The 18,224-nt window shown below is 37.0% G+C and carries 13 protein-coding genes; 12 read left to right on the top strand and 1 reads right to left on the bottom strand.

Translation table 11 applies throughout. The features are described 5' to 3' along the window. Positions 1 to 23 precede the first annotated feature (23 nt). Complete coding sequence (gene infB / locus ACR9EA_RS15455; protein ID WP_435135037.1) at positions 24 to 2,894, top strand: translation initiation factor IF-2; 2,871 nt, start codon at positions 24 to 26, stop codon at positions 2,892 to 2,894. A gap of 65 nt (positions 2,895 to 2,959) precedes the next feature. On the opposite strand, the gene ACR9EA_RS15450 is transcribed toward infB, so the two are convergent. Beyond that, entirely contained in the window at positions 2,960 to 3,355 is a 396-nt protein-coding gene (locus tag ACR9EA_RS15450; protein WP_435135034.1) for an SPOR domain-containing protein, read from the bottom strand. 212 nt (positions 3,356 to 3,567) lie between these two features. Here ACR9EA_RS15450 and ACR9EA_RS15445 point away from each other — a divergent pair, with 212 nt between their 5' ends. From ACR9EA_RS15445 to queG, 11 genes are all read left to right on the top strand, one after another. Further along, positions 3,568 to 4,857, top strand: coding sequence for a cytochrome c3 family protein (locus tag ACR9EA_RS15445; RefSeq protein ID WP_435135031.1), 1,290 nt, complete (start codon positions 3,568 to 3,570; stop codon positions 4,855 to 4,857). A 73-nt stretch (positions 4,858 to 4,930) separates the two neighbouring features. Beyond that, on the top strand, positions 4,931 to 8,206 hold the full coding sequence (locus tag ACR9EA_RS15440) for a TAT-variant-translocated molybdopterin oxidoreductase (protein WP_435135028.1): 3,276 nt from the start codon (positions 4,931 to 4,933) through the stop codon (positions 8,204 to 8,206). Positions 8,207 to 8,236: 30 nt separating this feature from the next. Continuing rightward, positions 8,237 to 9,688, top strand: coding sequence for an NrfD/PsrC family molybdoenzyme membrane anchor subunit (gene nrfD / locus ACR9EA_RS15435; protein WP_435135025.1), 1,452 nt, complete (start codon positions 8,237 to 8,239; stop codon positions 9,686 to 9,688). Positions 9,689 to 9,697: 9 nt separating this feature from the next. After that, positions 9,698 to 10,228, top strand: coding sequence for a DUF3341 domain-containing protein (locus ACR9EA_RS15430; RefSeq protein WP_435135022.1), 531 nt, complete (start codon positions 9,698 to 9,700; stop codon positions 10,226 to 10,228). Between the two features lie 9 nt (positions 10,229 to 10,237). Continuing rightward, the gene (locus tag ACR9EA_RS15425; protein ID WP_435135019.1) at positions 10,238 to 10,795 is read left to right on the top strand and encodes a c-type cytochrome; all 558 of its coding nucleotides are present in this window, start codon (positions 10,238 to 10,240) and stop codon (positions 10,793 to 10,795) included. A gap of 27 nt (positions 10,796 to 10,822) precedes the next feature. Continuing rightward, on the top strand, positions 10,823 to 12,169 hold the full coding sequence (locus ACR9EA_RS15420) for a quinol:cytochrome C oxidoreductase (RefSeq protein ID WP_435135016.1): 1,347 nt from the start codon (positions 10,823 to 10,825) through the stop codon (positions 12,167 to 12,169). Positions 12,170 to 12,196: 27 nt separating this feature from the next. Next, positions 12,197 to 13,270, top strand: coding sequence for a cytochrome c oxidase subunit II (locus ACR9EA_RS15415; protein ID WP_435135013.1), 1,074 nt, complete (start codon positions 12,197 to 12,199; stop codon positions 13,268 to 13,270). 35 nt (positions 13,271 to 13,305) lie between these two features. Next, positions 13,306 to 15,096 carry a cytochrome c oxidase subunit I gene (locus ACR9EA_RS15410; RefSeq protein WP_435135010.1) on the top strand — a complete coding sequence of 597 codons (1,791 nt, stop codon included), beginning with the start codon at positions 13,306 to 13,308 and terminating at the stop codon, positions 15,094 to 15,096. Positions 15,097 to 15,165: 69 nt separating this feature from the next. Further along, entirely contained in the window at positions 15,166 to 15,963 is a 798-nt protein-coding gene (locus ACR9EA_RS15405) for a DNA/RNA non-specific endonuclease (protein ID WP_435135007.1), read from the top strand. 58 nt (positions 15,964 to 16,021) lie between these two features. Then, positions 16,022 to 17,044, top strand: coding sequence for a Holliday junction branch migration DNA helicase RuvB (gene ruvB, locus ACR9EA_RS15400; protein WP_435135004.1), 1,023 nt, complete (start codon positions 16,022 to 16,024; stop codon positions 17,042 to 17,044). 136 nt (positions 17,045 to 17,180) lie between these two features. Further along, complete coding sequence (gene queG, locus ACR9EA_RS15395; protein ID WP_435135001.1) at positions 17,181 to 18,101, top strand: tRNA epoxyqueuosine(34) reductase QueG; 921 nt, start codon at positions 17,181 to 17,183, stop codon at positions 18,099 to 18,101. Positions 18,102 to 18,224: the final 123 nt, after the last annotated feature.

The raw sequence follows: 18,224 nt of genomic DNA, 5'->3' as shown, positions 1-18,224 counted from the left end.
TTGGGGTATATTAAAGGCAATTTATGGCTGAAACAATTAGATTAAATAAAGTTTTACGTGAGTTAAACATCTCTATCGATCGTGCAGTAGATTTTTTAGAGTCTAAAGGCATTAGTATCGATAAGCGTCCTACTACAAAAATTTCTCAGGAAGTATACAATGTGCTTTCTGGCGAATTTCAAACAGACGCTAACAAAAAGGTGGCATCTCAAGAAGTAAGCGAGGCAAAGCTTAAAGAGAAAGAAGCCTTAAGAGAACAACGCGAGCGTGAACTTGAAGCAAAACAGAAAGAAGAAGCGAAGAAGGAGCAAATCGTAAAAGCCAAAACAACACTTTCTGGACCTAAGCAAGTGGGTAAAATAGATTTAGATGCTAAACCTAGTACACCAGCTAAGCCAGAAGAGAAAAAAGAAGAGCCTGTACAACAACCTCCAAAACCTGAACCTGTAGTTTCTAAAGAAATCGAAAAACCTAAGGTTGAAGAAGTTAAACCAGAGGTTAAGAAAGAAGAGAAACCAGAAGTTAAGCAGGTCGCTCCAGAACCGGTTAAAAAAGAAGAGCCTAAGGTTAATGAAACTCCAAAAGTAGAGTCTAAACCAAAAGCCGAAGATCCTAAACCAGCATCAAAACCAGTTAAAAAAGAGGAGCCTGTAAAAAAAGAACAACCAAAAGTTGTTTCCGAAAAACCTGCAGAAGAAGAGCAAGAGCATTTAAAAACACAATATCAAAAACTTACCGGGCCAAAAATTGCTGGAGAGAAAATCGATTTATCTCAGTTTAATAAGCCTAAAAAGAAACCAGCTGCTAAAACAGCAGGAAATGATAATGCTGCTAATAAAAACAAGAGAAAACGCAGACGTATAAGCAAGCCTGGCGACCAAAACACCAATACAGGTGGTAACAATACAGGTCAAGGGCGTGGTAATAACGATCGTTTTAAAGGTAAAAAAGGACAACAACCAAGACGCCCAATCGTTAAGGAAGAGCCTAGCGAAGAAGAAGTACAAAAACAAGTAAGGGAAACCTTAGAGAAACTTCAAGGGAAGTCTAATAAAGGTAAGGGTGCTAAATACCGTAGAGACAAGAGAGATTCGCACAGAGAGCAAAGTCAGAAAGATGCTGAACAACAAGCAGCAGAAAGCAAAATTCTTAAAGTTACCGAGTTTGTTACAGCAAGCGAAGTAGCAACAATGATGGATGTTTCGGTTACCCAAATTATCTCGGCATGTATGTCGTTAGGAATGATGGTAACGATGAATCAGCGTTTAGATGCTGAAACTTTATCAATTGTAGCAGAAGAATTTGGTTACCAAGTAGAATTTGTAACTTCAGACTTAGAAGATAATATTGAAGTAGAAGAAGATAAGCCAGAAGATTTAGTAGAACGTGCTCCTATTATTACAGTAATGGGGCATGTCGATCACGGTAAAACATCGCTGTTAGATTACATTCGTAAAGAGAATGTTATTGCGGGCGAATCTGGTGGTATTACACAGCATATTGGTGCTTATGGTGTAACTCTGGAAAATGGTCAGAAAATTGCCTTTTTAGATACACCAGGTCACGAAGCTTTTACCGCCATGCGTGCACGTGGAGCACAAATCACCGATTTAGCGATTATTGTTATTGCAGCAGACGACGATATTATGCCGCAAACAAAAGAAGCTATTTCTCATGCTCAAGCAGCAGGTGTGCCAATTGTATTTGCAATTAACAAAGTAGATAAGCCAACGGCAAATCCAGATAAGATTAAGGAAGGTCTTGCTAATATGAATTTATTGGTTGAAGATTGGGGAGGTAAAATCCAGTCGCACGATATTTCTGCCAAGCAAGGAACAGGTGTAAAAGAATTACTTGAAAAAGTATTATTAGAAGCCGAGTTACTAGAGCTTAAAGCAAATCCAGATAAGCTAGCCAACGGTACCGTTGTTGAAGCATATTTAGATAAAGGTCGTGGTTATGTATCTACTATTATAGTGCAAGCAGGAACGCTTAAAATAGGAGATTATGTACTTGCTGGTAAAAACAGTGGAAAGGTGAAGGCCATGCACGACGAGCGTGGTAATGAAATTAAAGAAGCTGGCCCTAGTACACCAGTATCTATTTTAGGTTTAGATGGTGCGCCACAGGCAGGAGATAAATTTAATGTATTTGAAGATGAGCGTGAAGCTAAACAAATTGCAACTAAGCGTACACAATTACAACGTGAGCAATCTGTACGTACACAGCGCCATATTACTTTAGATGAAATTGGACGTCGAATTGCATTAGGAGATTTCCAAGAGCTTAATATTATTCTTAAAGGAGATGTGGATGGTTCTGTTGAAGCTTTAACAGATTCGTTCCAAAAATTATCTACCGAAGAAATTCAAGTAAACATCATCCATAAAGGTGTTGGAGCTATTACAGAAAGTGATGTACTGTTAGCGTCGGCTTCAGATGCCATTATAATCGGATTTAACGTGCGCCCAATGGGTAATGCGAGAGCAATTGCCGATAAAGAAGAAATCGACATCAGAACATACTCTATTATCTACGATGCGATTAACGATCTTAAAGATGCTATGGAAGGTATGTTGTCTCCAGAACTTAAAGAAGAGGTAACAGGTAACGCCGAAATTCGCGAAATTTTTAAAGTATCTAAAGTAGGTTCTATTGCCGGTTGTATGGTTACAAGTGGTAAAATTTACAGAAACTCTGGAGTACGTTTAATTCGCGATGGTGTAGTGGTGTTTACAGGAGAGTTAGCGTCGTTAAAACGCTTTAAAGACGATGTTAAAGAAGTCTCTAAAGGTTACGATTGCGGTATGCAAATTAAAAACTACAACGACATTAAGGAAGGCGATATTATAGAAGCATTCCAAGAAGTAGAAGTTAAAAAGAAACTGAAATAATTTTCGGTATCAAACATAAAAAAGGCGACCAAATGGTCGCCTTTTTTATGTAATAACGTTGTGTGTTAATTCGCTTTTTTAGGCTTAAATATAAATCCGTTAGGATATTCCTTTTTTATATCTATTAACGCTCTATCGGCTTCTAAACGGCTTCTAAAACTGCCAATCCAAACCTTGTAGTTTGGGGTTTCGTAAACTAAGGTAGATTTCCATTGGTCGAACTTGTTGCCGAAATCTTTTTGTGTTTTCTCGGCATTGGCACGATTTCCAGAATAGATTTGGATTTTAAACCGATCTGAAGCGTTTTCATCCTTATCCATTTCTTTCTTTACTTCAAGCAATTTATTAATTTCCTGGTCTTGGTTAATAGCTAACGAACCTTGTTGTGCAAAGGCGGTAGAAGCTAATGTAAAGACGCATACAGCTGTTAGTCCAGCGATTTTAAAATTCAATAATTTCATTTTCAACTTATTTAGTACAAATGTAAAAGTTATTCGTGTAAAGTTATTGTGTTTTTTTATTTAGAATCCCTCTAAATTATAGATTAACACTTCTGTAACATTTCTAAAATCGACTTTAAATGTTACTTTTGTTCGAAATTTTTATAACTGTATTTTTCTTATTATAGATGGAAAAAGAGTACCAAAGTATAGGAGTTAATTCAACCAAAAATATGAAACAGGTGATACACTGTAAATTAAACAAAAACATTTTCCGTTTCGGTTTAATTATTTTACTTGCATTTACAACCTCGCTTTCTGCGCAAGATGGAGATCCCGCAAAAGGTAAAGCATTGTTTAATTCTAATTGTGCGGCTTGTCACCAATTAGATAAAAAAATGACAGGTCCAGCTTTAAGAGATATTGAGGCACGTTTAAGTGAATCAGGATTAGATAGAGATTGGATTCATTCTTGGGTAAGAAATAGTTCTGGATTAATTAAATCTGGAGACGATTATGCCAACAAAATATTTAACGAGTATAACGGCGTGCCGATGACGGCTTTCCCGCAATTATCTGATGATGATATCAATAATATTTTAGCGTATACGGCAGAAAAGAAAGCTGAGCCAGCTGCAGGTGCTGCGCCAGTAGGAGCTGCTGTTGCTGCGGGCAGTAACGATGGTATTTCCAATCAAATTATTTTAGGAGCTTTAGTGTTGTTATTTGGTTTGTTGGCAATGGCGTTAATTTTAGTGCGTCAAACCTTAAACCGTTTTGCCGATGCTAAAGGAGTGGTTGTAGAAGAGTCTGCACGTATGCCGCTTTGGAAGGCTTTCGTGAAAAATCAATTTTTAGTATTGGTTACCACTATCTTCTTGTTGTTAGTTGGTGCGTATTATGCTTATGGTTACATGATGCAGGTAGGCGTAGATCAAGGGTATCAGCCGGTTCAACCAATACACTATTCTCATAAAATACATGCTGGAGACAATGGTATAGACTGTAAGTATTGTCACTCTTCTGCTAGAGTAAGTAAGCAATCAGGTATTCCTTCGTTAAATGTATGTATGAACTGTCATAAATCAATTTACGAAGTGGCTCCAGAAACTGCAACTGCAGAACACAGTAAAGAATTCTACGATGGCGAAATCAAGAAGTTGTATAAAGCTGTTGGTTGGGACGATGTAGAGCAAAAATATACAGGAGAAACGCAGCCAGTTAAATGGGTTCGTATTCATAATTTACCAGACTTTGTGTATTTCAACCACTCGCAACACGTTACTGTTGCGGGTGTAGAGTGTCAAACTTGTCATGGTCCTGTTCAAGAAATGGAAGTGATGTATCAACACGCTCCATTAACTATGGGTTGGTGTATCAACTGTCATAGAGAGACTAATGTTAAAGTTAAAGACAACGATTATTATACCAAAATTCACGAAGAGTTATCTAAAAAGTATGGCGTAGAAGAATTGACAGCTGCGCAGATGGGTGCTTTAGAATGTGGTAAATGTCATTATTAATAAAATAAGATTTATAGTCTTTTCGGTAAAACGAAAAATTTAAAATAAATACGAAGTAATTCAATTATACAATATGTCATCAAACAAGAAATACTGGAAAAGTGTTGAAGAGCTAAACGAAAACAGCTCTATGGTTGAGGCGCTAAAACAAAACGAATTTGTTGAAGAAATTCCTACAGATGAGTTTTTAGGAGATAAAGCAACGCTAGAATCTTCTTCTACTACACGTCGTGATTTCTTAAAATATGTTGGTTTTAGTACAGCGGCCGCATCACTTGCAGCTTGTGAAGGACCAGTAGTCAAGTCGATTCCTTATGTAGTGCAACCAGAACAAATTATTCCTGGTGTAGCCAACTATTACGCAACAACAATTGCAGATGGTTTCGATTTTGCAAGTGTTTTAGTGAAAACGCGTGAAGGGCGTCCTATTAAAATTGAAAATAATGCTTTGGCTAAAACACATGGTAGTGCTAATGCCAGAGTGAATGCCTCAGTTTTAGGTTTGTACGATAGCTTAAGAGTACAAGGTCCTTTAAAAGAAGGAAATCCAATTTCTTGGAATGATTTAGATCAAGAAATTACTTCGCAATTAACTTCTATTTCTGGTTCTGGTAAAGAGATTGTGTTGTTAACACAAACTTTTGCGAGTCCAACCACAGATAGAATAATTAATCTTTTTAAAGAAAAATACGGTAATGTTCGTCATGTAATTTACGATGCAATTTCAGAATCTAAAGCATTAGACGCTTACCAAGCAAAATACGGTCGTCGTGGTTTAGCAAGTTATAACTTTGCTCAAGCGGAGACTATTGTTTCTGTTGGTGCAGATTTTCTAGGCGATTGGCAAGGCGGTGGTTTCGATTCTGGTTATGCAAAAGGTAGAGTACCTAGCGAAGGTAAAATGTCGCGCCATATCCAATTCGAATCTAACATGTCGTTAACTGGTGCTAACGCCGATAAGCGTGTGCCGTTAACCCCTGCTCAGCAAAAAGTAGCTTTAGCTAAATTGTATAGCTATGTTGTTGGTGGTTCTGTTTCTGGAGATTTACCAGAGCATATCGATACTGCTGTAAAAGCTGCTGCTAGTGCGCTTAAAAAAGCAGGACGTGGTGGTGTAGTGGTTTCAGGTATTCAAGATGTAAATGCACAAGCTTTAGTTTTAGAAATAAATGAAGCGTTAAATAGTAAAGCATTTCACCCAAGATTACCTATTCTTACAAGACAAGGCAATAATGCAGCGGTAGCTAAATTAGTTTCAGATATGAATGCTGGACGTGTTGGAGCTATTATTATGAGTGGTGTAAACCCATTATATACGTTGCCTAATGCAGGTGAATTTTCTGAAGGTTTAAAGAAAACCAGCTTAAGTGTTGCATTTTCTTTGAAATCTGATGAGACATCTTCAAACACACAATATGTTGCTGCAGCGCCACATTATTTAGAAGCTTGGGGTGATGTAGAAATTAAACGCGGACATTTTGCGTTAACTCAACCAACTATTCGTCCGTTATTCGATACGAAACAATTCCAAGATGCTTTATTAACTTGGACAGGAAATACATTTACCTACCACGATTTTATTAAAGATACTTGGGAATCTAATATTTTAGGAGGAGCCTCATTCAATCAAGCTTTACACGATGGATCTTTCATTGTTGGTAAAATAGGAGCTTTAGTGAATGGCGTTTCTACAGAAACTATAGAAGAAACTACAACAGCTTTAAAAGCTAAGAAAAAACGTACCTGGGTAGGTGGTGTGATTCATGATGCCGCTGTAGGTGTAGGTTTAGCAGAAGAAGATAAAGATGAATATGTAACAACTACAACTTCTAAAACTGTTTCAACAGGTTCTGAAGGAACTGACGGTGCTGATGTTGCTATCGCAGTAATTTCAGGAGCCGAAGCCGCTTCAAAATTGGTAGCTTCTGCTACTTCCGAAGGATTAGAGTTAGTGTTATATACTAAAACAGGTATGGGTGATGGCCAACAAGCAAATAACCCATGGTTACAAGAGTTCCCAGATCCTATTACAAGAACCTCTTGGGATAACTATTTAACGGTATCTAAAGCTGATGCTGATGCATTAGGTTTAATGAATAAAAACGTGGCTAACGGTGCCTTAAATGGTAGTTATGCAAGCGTGACAGTTAACGGTACTACTTTAGATCGTGTGCCTGTAATTATTCAGCCTGGACAAGCTAAAGGCACGGTAGGTTTATCGTTTGGTTACGGTAGAACTGCTGGTTTAAAAGACGAAATGAAAACTGGTGTTAACGCTTATGCTTTATACCACAATTTTAATACAGTACAAAATGTTAGCATTAGTGCAGTAGCTGGCGAGCATGAATTTGCTTGTGTGCAGTTACATAACACACTAATGGGGCGTGGCGATATCGTTAAAGAAACAACTTTAGAGATTTTCAATACTAAAGATAAAGCAGAATGGAATGCCATGCCTGTAGTGTCTTTAAACCACGTAGAAACTCCTGTAACGTCTCCAGATGTTGATTTATGGGATGAGTTCGATCGTTCTATCGGCCACCATTTTAACTTATCTATCGATTTAAATGCTTGTACAGGATGTGGTGCTTGTGTTATTGCTTGTCATGCAGAAAACAACGTACCAGTAGTTGGTAAGAGTGAAATTCGTCGTAGCCGCGATATGCACTGGTTACGTATAGATAGATATTATTCGTCTGAAGAATCATTCGAAGGCGATAACGAGAAAAAAGATAATATTTCTGGCTTAGGTAGTTCATTAAGCGAATTTGGAGAAATGGAGCATGCTTCAGAAAATCCACAAGTAGCTTTCCAACCAGTAATGTGTCAACATTGTAATCACGCACCATGTGAAACTGTTTGTCCGGTAGCAGCAACTTCTCACGGGCGTCAAGGACAAAACCATATGGCGTATAACCGTTGTGTAGGTACAAGATATTGTGCAAACAACTGTCCTTATAAAGTACGTCGTTTTAACTGGTTCCTTTACAATGGTAACGATGAGTTTGATTACCATATGAACGACGATTTAGGTCGTATGGTATTAAATCCAGATGTTGTTGTACGTTCTCGTGGTGTTATGGAGAAATGTTCTATGTGTATTCAAATGACACAAAAAACAGTTCTTGATGCAAAACGCGATGGTAGAGAAATTAAAGACGGTGAATTCCAAACAGCATGTTCTGCAGCTTGTAGCAGTGGTGCCATGATTTTTGGAGACATAAACGATAAAAACAGTAAGGTAGCACACCTTAAAGAAGATAATCGTATGTATCACTTGTTAGAACACGTTGGCACAAAACCAAACGTGATGTATCAAACAAAAGTGAGAAATACAACAGAAGCATAATAACGAATCTAGAAATAATTATAAAAGGATATGGCGTCTCATTACGAAGCACCTATTAGAAGACCTTTAGTTACAGGCGAAAAATCATACCACGATGTGTCTGTGGAGGTAGCAAGACCTGTAGAAGGAAGAGCAAATAAACAATGGTGGATAGTATTTTCTATTGCCTTAGTAGCTTTCCTTTGGGGATTAGGATGTATTATTTACACAGTATCGACAGGTATTGGAACTTGGGGTTTAAATAAAACCGTTGGTTGGGCCTGGGACATTACTAACTTTGTTTGGTGGGTAGGTATTGGTCACGCAGGAACATTAATTTCTGCAGTACTATTGTTATTCCGTCAAAAATGGAGAATGGCCATTAACCGTTCTGCAGAAGCTATGACTATCTTCTCGGTAGTACAGGCAGGTTTATTCCCAATCATTCACATGGGTCGTCCATGGATGGGGTATTGGGTGTTACCTATTCCTAACCAATTTGGATCGTTATGGGTTAACTTTAACTCGCCATTACTTTGGGACGTATTTGCGATTTCAACGTATCTATCGGTATCTTTAGTGTTCTGGTGGACAGGTTTACTTCCAGACTTCGCTATGTTAAGAGATCGCGCTGTAAAGCCATTCCAAAAGAAAATTTATTCTATTTTAAGTTTTGGTTGGTCAGGACGTGCAAAAGACTGGCAACGTTTTGAAGAAGTATCTTTGGTATTAGCAGGTTTAGCTACACCACTTGTACTTTCTGTACACACCATTGTATCTTTCGATTTCGCTACTTCGGTAATACCAGGATGGCATACCACGATTTTCCCTCCTTACTTCGTTGCAGGAGCGATTTTCTCTGGATTTGCGATGGTAAACACATTACTTATAATAATGAGAAAAGTATGTAATCTTGAAGATTATATTACAGTACAACACATCGAGTTAATGAACATCGTAATCATGATTACAGGTTCCATTGTTGGTGTGGCGTATATAACAGAATTATTTATTGCTTGGTATTCTGGTGTAGAGTACGAACAATATGCGTTCTTAAACAGAGCAACCGGACCTTATTGGTGGGCATACTGGGCGATGATGACTTGTAACGTGTTTTCTCCACAATTTATGTGGTTCAAAAAACTAAGAACAAGTATTATGTTCTCGTTCTTTATCTCTATCGTAGTAAACATAGGAATGTGGTTTGAGCGTTTTGTAATTATTGTAACCTCGTTACACCGCGATTACTTACCATCGTCTTGGACAATGTTCTCCCCAACATTTGTTGATATAGGAATATTTATTGGAACTATAGGATTCTTTTTCGTGTTGTTCTTATTATATTCTAGAACATTCCCTGTAATTGCTCAAGCAGAAGTTAAGACTATTTTAAAGTCTTCTGGAGAGCGTTACAAGAAAATAAGAGAAAGAGGAGATAGTTTAGTAGGTACTGGAGCAGACCCAAGAACATCTGGAACTTCAGCTAATAATTCAAAAAATTAAGAGTAGCATATGGAATCTTCAAAAGTTATTCACGCTATTTATACCGATGATGATGTTTTAATGTCGGCTGTTAAACAAGTTAAAGCGGCTAAACATCATATAGAAGAAATATACACACCTTTTCCAGTTCACGGTTTAGATAAAGCTATGGGCTTAGCGCCAACACGTTTAGCAATATGTGCCTTTATTTACGGATGTATTGGTTTAACTGTAGCCACTACCATGATGAATTTTATTATGATAGAGGATTGGCCACAAAACATAGGTGGTAAACCTAGCTTTAGTTACTTAGAGAACATGCCAGCCTTCGTGCCAATTATGTTCGAATTAACGGTGTTTTTTGCAGCTCACTTAATGGTAATAACATTTTATTTACGCAGTAGAATGTGGCCTTTTAAAAGTGCAGAAAACCCAGATCCAAGAACCACAGACGACCATTTTTTAATGGAAATTCCTGTGCATAACAACGAGACTGAATTGTCTGACTTGTTAAAGGAAACTGGAGCTGTAGAAATAAAATTAGTAGATAAAGCGCATTAAAATAAACCAATGAAAAGCTTAATAAAAATAATTGCAATAGCCGTAGTTTTAATATCTGCAGTGTCTTGTAAGAAGGATAGCAGACCAAACTATCAATTCATGCCTAACATGTACGAATCTGTGGGTTACGAAGCGTATAGTGAATCTACTGCTTTTAGAAATGGTGTAGAAGCTCAATTACCTGCAGATGGTGCCGTAGCCAGAGGTCATTTACCTTTCGAGTATGCAAACGATGCAGACGGATTCGCTTTAGCAAAAGAAACTTTAATGAATCCTTTAGATTCTACGCAAATAGATGTAACACGTGGTAAAGACCTTTACAATATTTACTGTGGCATTTGTCACGGTGTTAAAGGCGATGGCCAAGGTGCTTTAGTTAAAAGAGAAAAAATATTAGGTGTTCCTAAATACGATGATGCTGGTAGAGCAATTACAGCAGGAAGTATTTACCATACTATTTATTATGGTAAAAACGCCATGGGGTCCTATAAAAATCAGTTAAACGAAGAAGAACGTTGGCAAGTTGTTGCTTATGTACTTCAGTTAAAAGCAGATTTAGAAAAGTAAGTCGATTAGATAAGATTATATATAGATATGTACACATTTTCAAATAAATTAAGGACATTTTCTTTCGCACTAATAATTCTAGGTATATTGGGTGTTGGATATGGTTTTATGTCTTCTCATAAATCTTTAGAAGAAGTTAAAACAATGCTTGCCGAGGAGTCTGCTCATCACGGAGGTGGCCATGAAGCAGCAACAACACATGCTGTAGATGCTCACGACAATCACGGTGAAGCTGCGCATGCAGAAGCCGATGCACATCATGGCGATGAACATGCGAAACACGTACAACATCAATTAGCAAACCGACCATGGTCTGCTTTGTATGTAGCTGCTTTCTTTTTTATGATGATTGCTTTAGGTGTTTTGGCTTTCTATGCCATACAATTTGCTGCCCAAGCAGGTTGGTCGCCTGTACTTTTTAGAGTAATGGAGGGTATAACAGCTTACTTATTGCCTGGTGCTATAATAGTTTTATTAATAGCTGTAGCATCTGGAACAATAGGACATTATAACATTTTTGTTTGGATGGATCCAGAAGTTGTGGCTCACGACGAATTAATCCAAGGAAAATCAGGTTGGTTAAATTTACCAGCTTTTGCAATTCGTGGTTTAATTTTTATTGCGGGTTGGGCAACTTACCGTCACTTTGCACGTAAATTCTCTTTGGCACAAGACGAAGCTACCGATAATTCTAACTTTAAAAGATCGTTTAGAATTGCCGCTGGGTTTTTAGTATTCTTCATTTATTCGGAGTCTATGATGTCTTGGGATTGGATTATGAGTGTAGATCCTCACTGGTTCTCTACTTTATTTGGTTGGTATGTATTTGCAAGTATGTTTGTAAGTGGTATTACGGTTATTGCTTTAATAACTATGTACTTAAAGTCTAAAGACTTATTACCTTTTGTAAACGATAGCCATTTACACGATTTAGCTAAATTTATGTTTGGTATTAGCATTTTCTGGACCTACTTATGGTTCTCTCAGTTCATGTTAATTTGGTATTCAAACATTCCTGAAGAAGTAACTTACTTTGTAACTAGAATTGAAGATTACAAATTGCCATTCTTTGGTATGTTGGTGTTAAACTTCTTATTCCCATTATTAATTTTAATGAATAGCGATTACAAACGTATTCCTTGGTTTGTAGTTATGGCTGGTTTAGTTATCTTATTTGGTCATTATATCGATATCTTTAACATGATCATGCCTGCAACAGTAGGAGACAGATGGTTTATAGGAATTCCGGAAATAGGTTCTATCTTACTTTTTGCTGGATTGTTTATATTTATCGTGTTTACAGCACTATCTAAAGCACCTTTATTAGCAAAAGGAAACCCATACATTAAAGAAAGCGAACATTTCCATTATTAATAAGAAATATAAAGACGAACAACGACGATGACTGCTTTATTAACAATTTTAGTTTTAGTATTTATTTTAATAGCCATTTGGCAAATGGTTAAAATTTTCGACTTATCGCAAGTAGGGTTAGGAGAAAATAACCAAGTAGCTACCGATAAAGACAATAATTTAAATGGCTATTTAATGATGGGCTTTTTAGCCTTCATTTATATAATTACTATTGTTTGTGTGGTAAAATGGGGCGATTTACCTTTATTATCTAACTCGGCTTCAGAACACGGGCCTGGTATAGATAACTTAATGATTATCTCTTTGGTAATTATTTTTATCGTTCAAACTTTAACTCAGTTTTTATTACACTATTTCGCGTTTAAATATAAAGGTGAAAAAGGTAAAAAAGCATTATTCTATGCCGATAATAATACCTTAGAAGCCATTTGGACAATTATTCCAGTAATTACTTTAGCAGGTTTAATTATTTATGGATTGTTTACTTGGACGAGTATTATGAATATTAATGAAGAAGACGATCCAATAGTTATCGAGCTTTACGCACAACAGTTTAACTGGAAGGCAAGATATGCTGGTAACGATAATACTTTAGGTGATGCTAACGTAAGATTAATAAATATCGATAAAGCTAACATTTTAGGTTTAGACGAATCAGATCCTAATGGTCAAGACGATGTTATTACTTCGGAGTTGCATTTACCAGTAGGAAAGCCAATCTTGTTTAAAATGCGTTCGCAAGATGTATTACACTCTGCTTACATGCCGCATTTTAGAGCGCAGATGAACTGTGTACCAGGTATGATTACACAATTTAGCTTTACACCTACGGTAACCACTGCAGAAATGCGTCAGAACCCAGATATTGTAGACAAAGTAGCTAACATTAATAAAATTCGTCAGGAAAATAGTAAAGCTTTAGTAGCCGAAGGAGGCGAAGCTTTAGACCCTTACGAATTTGATTATTTATTACTTTGTAATAAAATTTGTGGAAAGTCGCATTATAACATGCAAATGAAAATAATAGTGGAGTCTCAAGAAGATTACGAAGCTTGGTTAAAAGAGCAAAAAACATTTAAGAATTCACTAGTTACTAACTAAACAATACATTAAGATTTAAAAAACGATATTAGATTATGTCAGCACACGCAGATACTCACGCTCACGAAGACCACGGACATCATCATAAAGAGACTTTCGTTACCAAATATATATTTAGTACAGATCATAAAATGATCTCTAAACAATATTTAATAACAGGTACTATAATGGGAGTTATAGGGATTATGATGTCTCTTATGTTCCGTATGCAAATTGCTTGGCCAGAAGAGCCGAATGTATTATTTGAAGCCCTTTTAGGCAAATGGGCTCCAGAAGGAGTAATGGATGCAGATATTTACTTGGCTTTGGTTACGATACATGGTACAATCATGGTATTTTTTGTATTAACAGCCGGATTAAGTGGGACCTTTAGTAACTTATTAATTCCGTTGCAAATTGGTGCACGCGATATGGCATCAGGTTTCTTAAACATGGTATCGTACTGGTTATTCTTTTTATCTAGTATTGTAATGATATCGTCGCTATTTGTTGAAGCTGGACCTGCTGCTGCTGGTTGGACTATTTATCCGCCATTAAGTGCTTTACCAATGGCACAAGGAGGTTCTGGTATGGGTATGACTTTATGGTTAGTGTCTATGGCATTGTTCATTGCGTCGTCGTTATTAGGATCTTTAAACTATGTAGTAACGGTATTAAACTTACGTACAAAAGGAATGTCTATGACAAGACTTCCACTTACCATTTGGGCATTTTTTGTAACAGCTATTATTGGTATTGTATCGTTCCCAGTATTATTATCTGCTGCGTTGTTATTAATCATGGATAGAAGTTTTGGAACATCATTCTTCTTATCAGATATCTTTATACAAGGTGAAGTATTACATTACCAAGGAGGATCTCCAGTATTATTCGAACACTTATTTTGGTTCTTAGGTCACCCAGAGGTATATATTGTAATTTTACCTGCAATGGGATTAGTTTCAGAAATTATGGCTGCAAACTCACGTAAACCTATTTTTGGTTACCGTGCTATGATTGCTTCTATTTTAGCGATTGCCTTTTTATCAACTATAGTTTGGGGTCACCATATGTTTATCTCTGGTATGAATCCATTCTTAGGATCTGTATTTACATTTACCACTTTATTAATTGCAATTCCATCTGCTGTAAAAGCGTTTAACTGGATTACTACAATTTGGAAAGGTAATATACAAATGAATACTGCCATGTTATTCTCGATTGGTTTCGTATCAACATTTATAACAGGTGGTTTAACAGGTATCATTTTAGGTGATAGTGCTTTAGATGTTAATGTTCACGATACGTATTTCGTTATTGCTCACTTCCACTTAGTAATGGGTATATCTGCACTTTACGGAATGTTTGCTGGGGTGTACCACTGGTATCCTAAAATGTTTGGACGTATGATGAATAAAAACTTAGGCTATATTCACTTTTGGGTAACTGCAGTTTGTGCTTACGGAGTATTCTTCCCAATGCATTTTATCGGTATGGCTGGTTTACCTAGACGTTATTACACAAACTCAAACTTCCCATTATTCGACGATTTAGCAGATGTTAACAAAGTAATTACCATTTTTGCTTTAGTGGGAGGTGCCTTCCAAATCGTATTTTTATACAATTTCTTTGTTAGCATGTTCTTTGGAAAGAAAGCCACGCAAAACCCTTGGAGATCTACAACTTTAGAGTGGACCACTCCTGTAGAGCATATTCACGGAAACTGGCCAGGCGAATTGCCAACTGTACACCGTTGGGCTTACGATTATAGTAAACCAGGTCACGATGTAGATTTTGTGCCACAGAACGTACCTTTAAAAGAAGGAGAAGAAGAATTACAGCATTAATTATATGCTTAAACAATATAAAAAGCCTTTTCAAAAATTTTGAAAAGGCTTTTTTTGTAAGTTAGAGTGATGAAAAAGTGGTTGACTATAATAGGTGTTATTGTTATCGTTGGTGTGTATGCATGGGAATATTATCTTAATTTAGATGAAGCTCCTGCAGTTACAACAGTGCCAAGTGATATCGATCTTGAAGATGTTTTACCCACTTCTACAACGCATCAAGTCTATAGGCACACGTATTATACGTTGTCGTATAACGAAAACCACGAACAAGCCGAATGGGTAGCATATCAACTAAAGGCTTCCGATGTGGTGAGTACACAGCTTAAGAGACCTTTTTTTGAACAAGATCCTAAAGTGAAAACAAGATCAGCCGATTGGAGAAATTATAAAAACTCAGGGTACGATAAAGGCCATTTATGTCCTGCAGGCGATAGAAAATTTTCCAAAAAGGCCTACTTCGAAACTTTTCTTACCAGTAATATTAGTCCACAAAATCACAACTTCAATGCGGGTGTATGGAACGACTTAGAGCAGCTGGTTAGACAATGGGCTTTACAAAACGGTGCGGTTTGGGTATTTACAGGCGGGGTTCTAGAACCTGGTTTAAAAACCATAGGCAAAGAACGCGTAAGTGTTCCCAAAACATTTTATAAAATTGTTGGCAAAGGTTCTGCAGATCGAATTAAAATGATTGGGTTTTTAATGCTAAATGCCCCTGTTTCGCATTACAGTTTAGAAGATTTTACGGTACCTATCGATTCCATAGAAACTTTAACACACATCGATTTTTTTCCTAAAATGTCTGATAGTTTAGAGCTTCTGTTAGAATCGGAAGTCAATTTAAAAGATTGGCAGTTCCGATAATCCCTTTAATTTCTTTCAACCTAATTAAATATTACTTTTCTTTGTATTTTAATACACTATGAACGAGAACTTGAATCCGAATAAAGACCATTTTTCTGCAGAAGAAATGGATGTAGAGAAAGCGTTAAGACCTTTGTCGTTTGGCGATTTTGCGGGTCAGGAGCAGGTGTTAGAAAATTTAAGTGTATTTGTTGAAGCCGCTAACAGACGTGGCGATGCTCTGGATCATACCTTATTTCATGGCCCTCCTGGCTTAGGTAAAACCACTTTAGCACATATTTTGGCCAACGAATTGGGTGTTGGTATTAAAGTAACTTCAGGACCAGTGCTTGACAAACCTGGCGATTTGGCCGGATTGCTAACCAATCTCGACGAACGGGATGTGTTATTTATAGACGAGATACACCGATTAAGCCCTGTAGTTGAAGAATATCTATATTCGGCAATGGAGGATTACAAGATAGATATTATGATAGAATCTGGGCCGAATGCACGTACAGTTCAAATTCATTTAAATCCGTTTACATTAATTGGTGCAACAACACGTTCTGGATTACTTACAGCGCCTATGCGCGCCCGTTTTGGAATCAGTAGCCGATTACAGTATTATTCCACAGAATTGTTGTCTACAATCGTTCAGCGCAGTTCCGAAATTTTAAATGTACCCATAGACCTCGAGGCCGCTATAGAAATAGCAGGACGAAGCCGTGGTACTCCACGTATTGCTAATGCTTTATTACGACGTGTACGTGATTTCGCCGAAATAAAAGGTAACGGAACCATAGATTTACCTATTGCAAAGTTTGGCTTAAAGGCTCTGAATGTCGATGCCCATGGCTTAGATGAAATGGATAATAAAATCCTAACCACCATCATCGATAAATTTAAAGGCGGACCAGTAGGATTAACTACATTGGCAACTTCAGTAAGCGAAAGTGCCGAAACTATTGAGGAAGTTTACGAACCTTTTTTAATCCAACAAGGATTTATAGTACGTACACCGCGTGGTCGCGAAGTTACCGATTTGGCTTATAAACATCTGGGGCGTACCCGTGGCGCCATTCAAGGCGGTTTATTTTAGTGTAAACAAAATACCGTCTTTAGTTTTTAATTTGTAGCGTCTCTAAATTCTGGATTTCCAATATAATTCTTTAGTTGTTTTTATTAGGATGTAGTTCATCTAGGATTTGCATGATTGAAAATTGTAATTTTGCTTCGTGAGCGTAAAACAAGAATATACTAAGTTTATAAAAGCCGAAGCCAAACGCCTCGGTTTTTTGTCGTGTGGTATAAGCAAGGCTGAATTTTTAGAAACTGAAGCACCGCGTTTAGAAAATTGGCTAAACAATAACATGAACGGCCAAATGCAGTACATGGAAAATCATTTCGATAAACGTTTAGATCCTACCAAATTGGTTGAAGGCAGTAAGAGCGTTATATCGTTAATACTGAATTATTTTCCTTCCCAAGTTCAAAATACTAAAAGTTATAAGCTTTCAAAGTATGCTTACGGCACCGATTATCATTTCGTGATAAAAGATAAACTTAAAGGATTATTACATGCTATTCAGGAAAACATAGGCGAGGTTAACGGGCGCGCTTTTGTAGATTCTGCTCCGGTTTTAGATAAGGCTTGGGCGGCTAAAAGTGGTTTGGGATGGATTGGTAAACACAGTAATTTATTAACCCAGCAGGTGGGATCGTTTTATTTTATAGCCGAATTAATTGTAGACTTAGAACTGGAATACGATAGCCCAACAACAGACCATTGCGGTACTTGTACTAAATGTATAGACGCTTGTCCTACCCAAGCGATTATAGCGCCTTATGTGGTCGATGGCAGTAAGTGTATTTCGTATTTAACGATTGAGCTAAAAGATAATATTCCTACCGGATTTCGGGATAAAATGGACGATTGGATGTTTGGTTGTGACGTCTGCCAAGATGTTTGTCCGTGGAATCGATTTTCGAAACCGCATAATGAGCCCTTATTCAATCCGAATCCCGATTTGTTAGAACTGACTAAGAAGGATTGGGACGAAATTACCGAAGACACCTTTAAAAAGGTATTTAAAAAATCGGCAGTAAAACGTACTAAATTTTCGGGTTTAAAACGCAATATTGATTTTTTAAAGTAATAGAAAGAGGCTATCTCAAAAGTTTAACAATGCGTCATTCTGTGCTTCACACAGAATCTCACCATATTGAAAATCAATAATTATGAGAATCTGAAATAAATTCAGATTGACGAAAAATTAACT

It is taken from the genome of Formosa sp. A9 (assembly GCF_051200825.1).
GTDB lineage: Bacteria > Bacteroidota > Bacteroidia > Flavobacteriales > Flavobacteriaceae > Formosa.
Note: the sequence above shows the minus strand (reverse complement) of the source record. Positions and strands in the feature narration are given on the sequence as shown.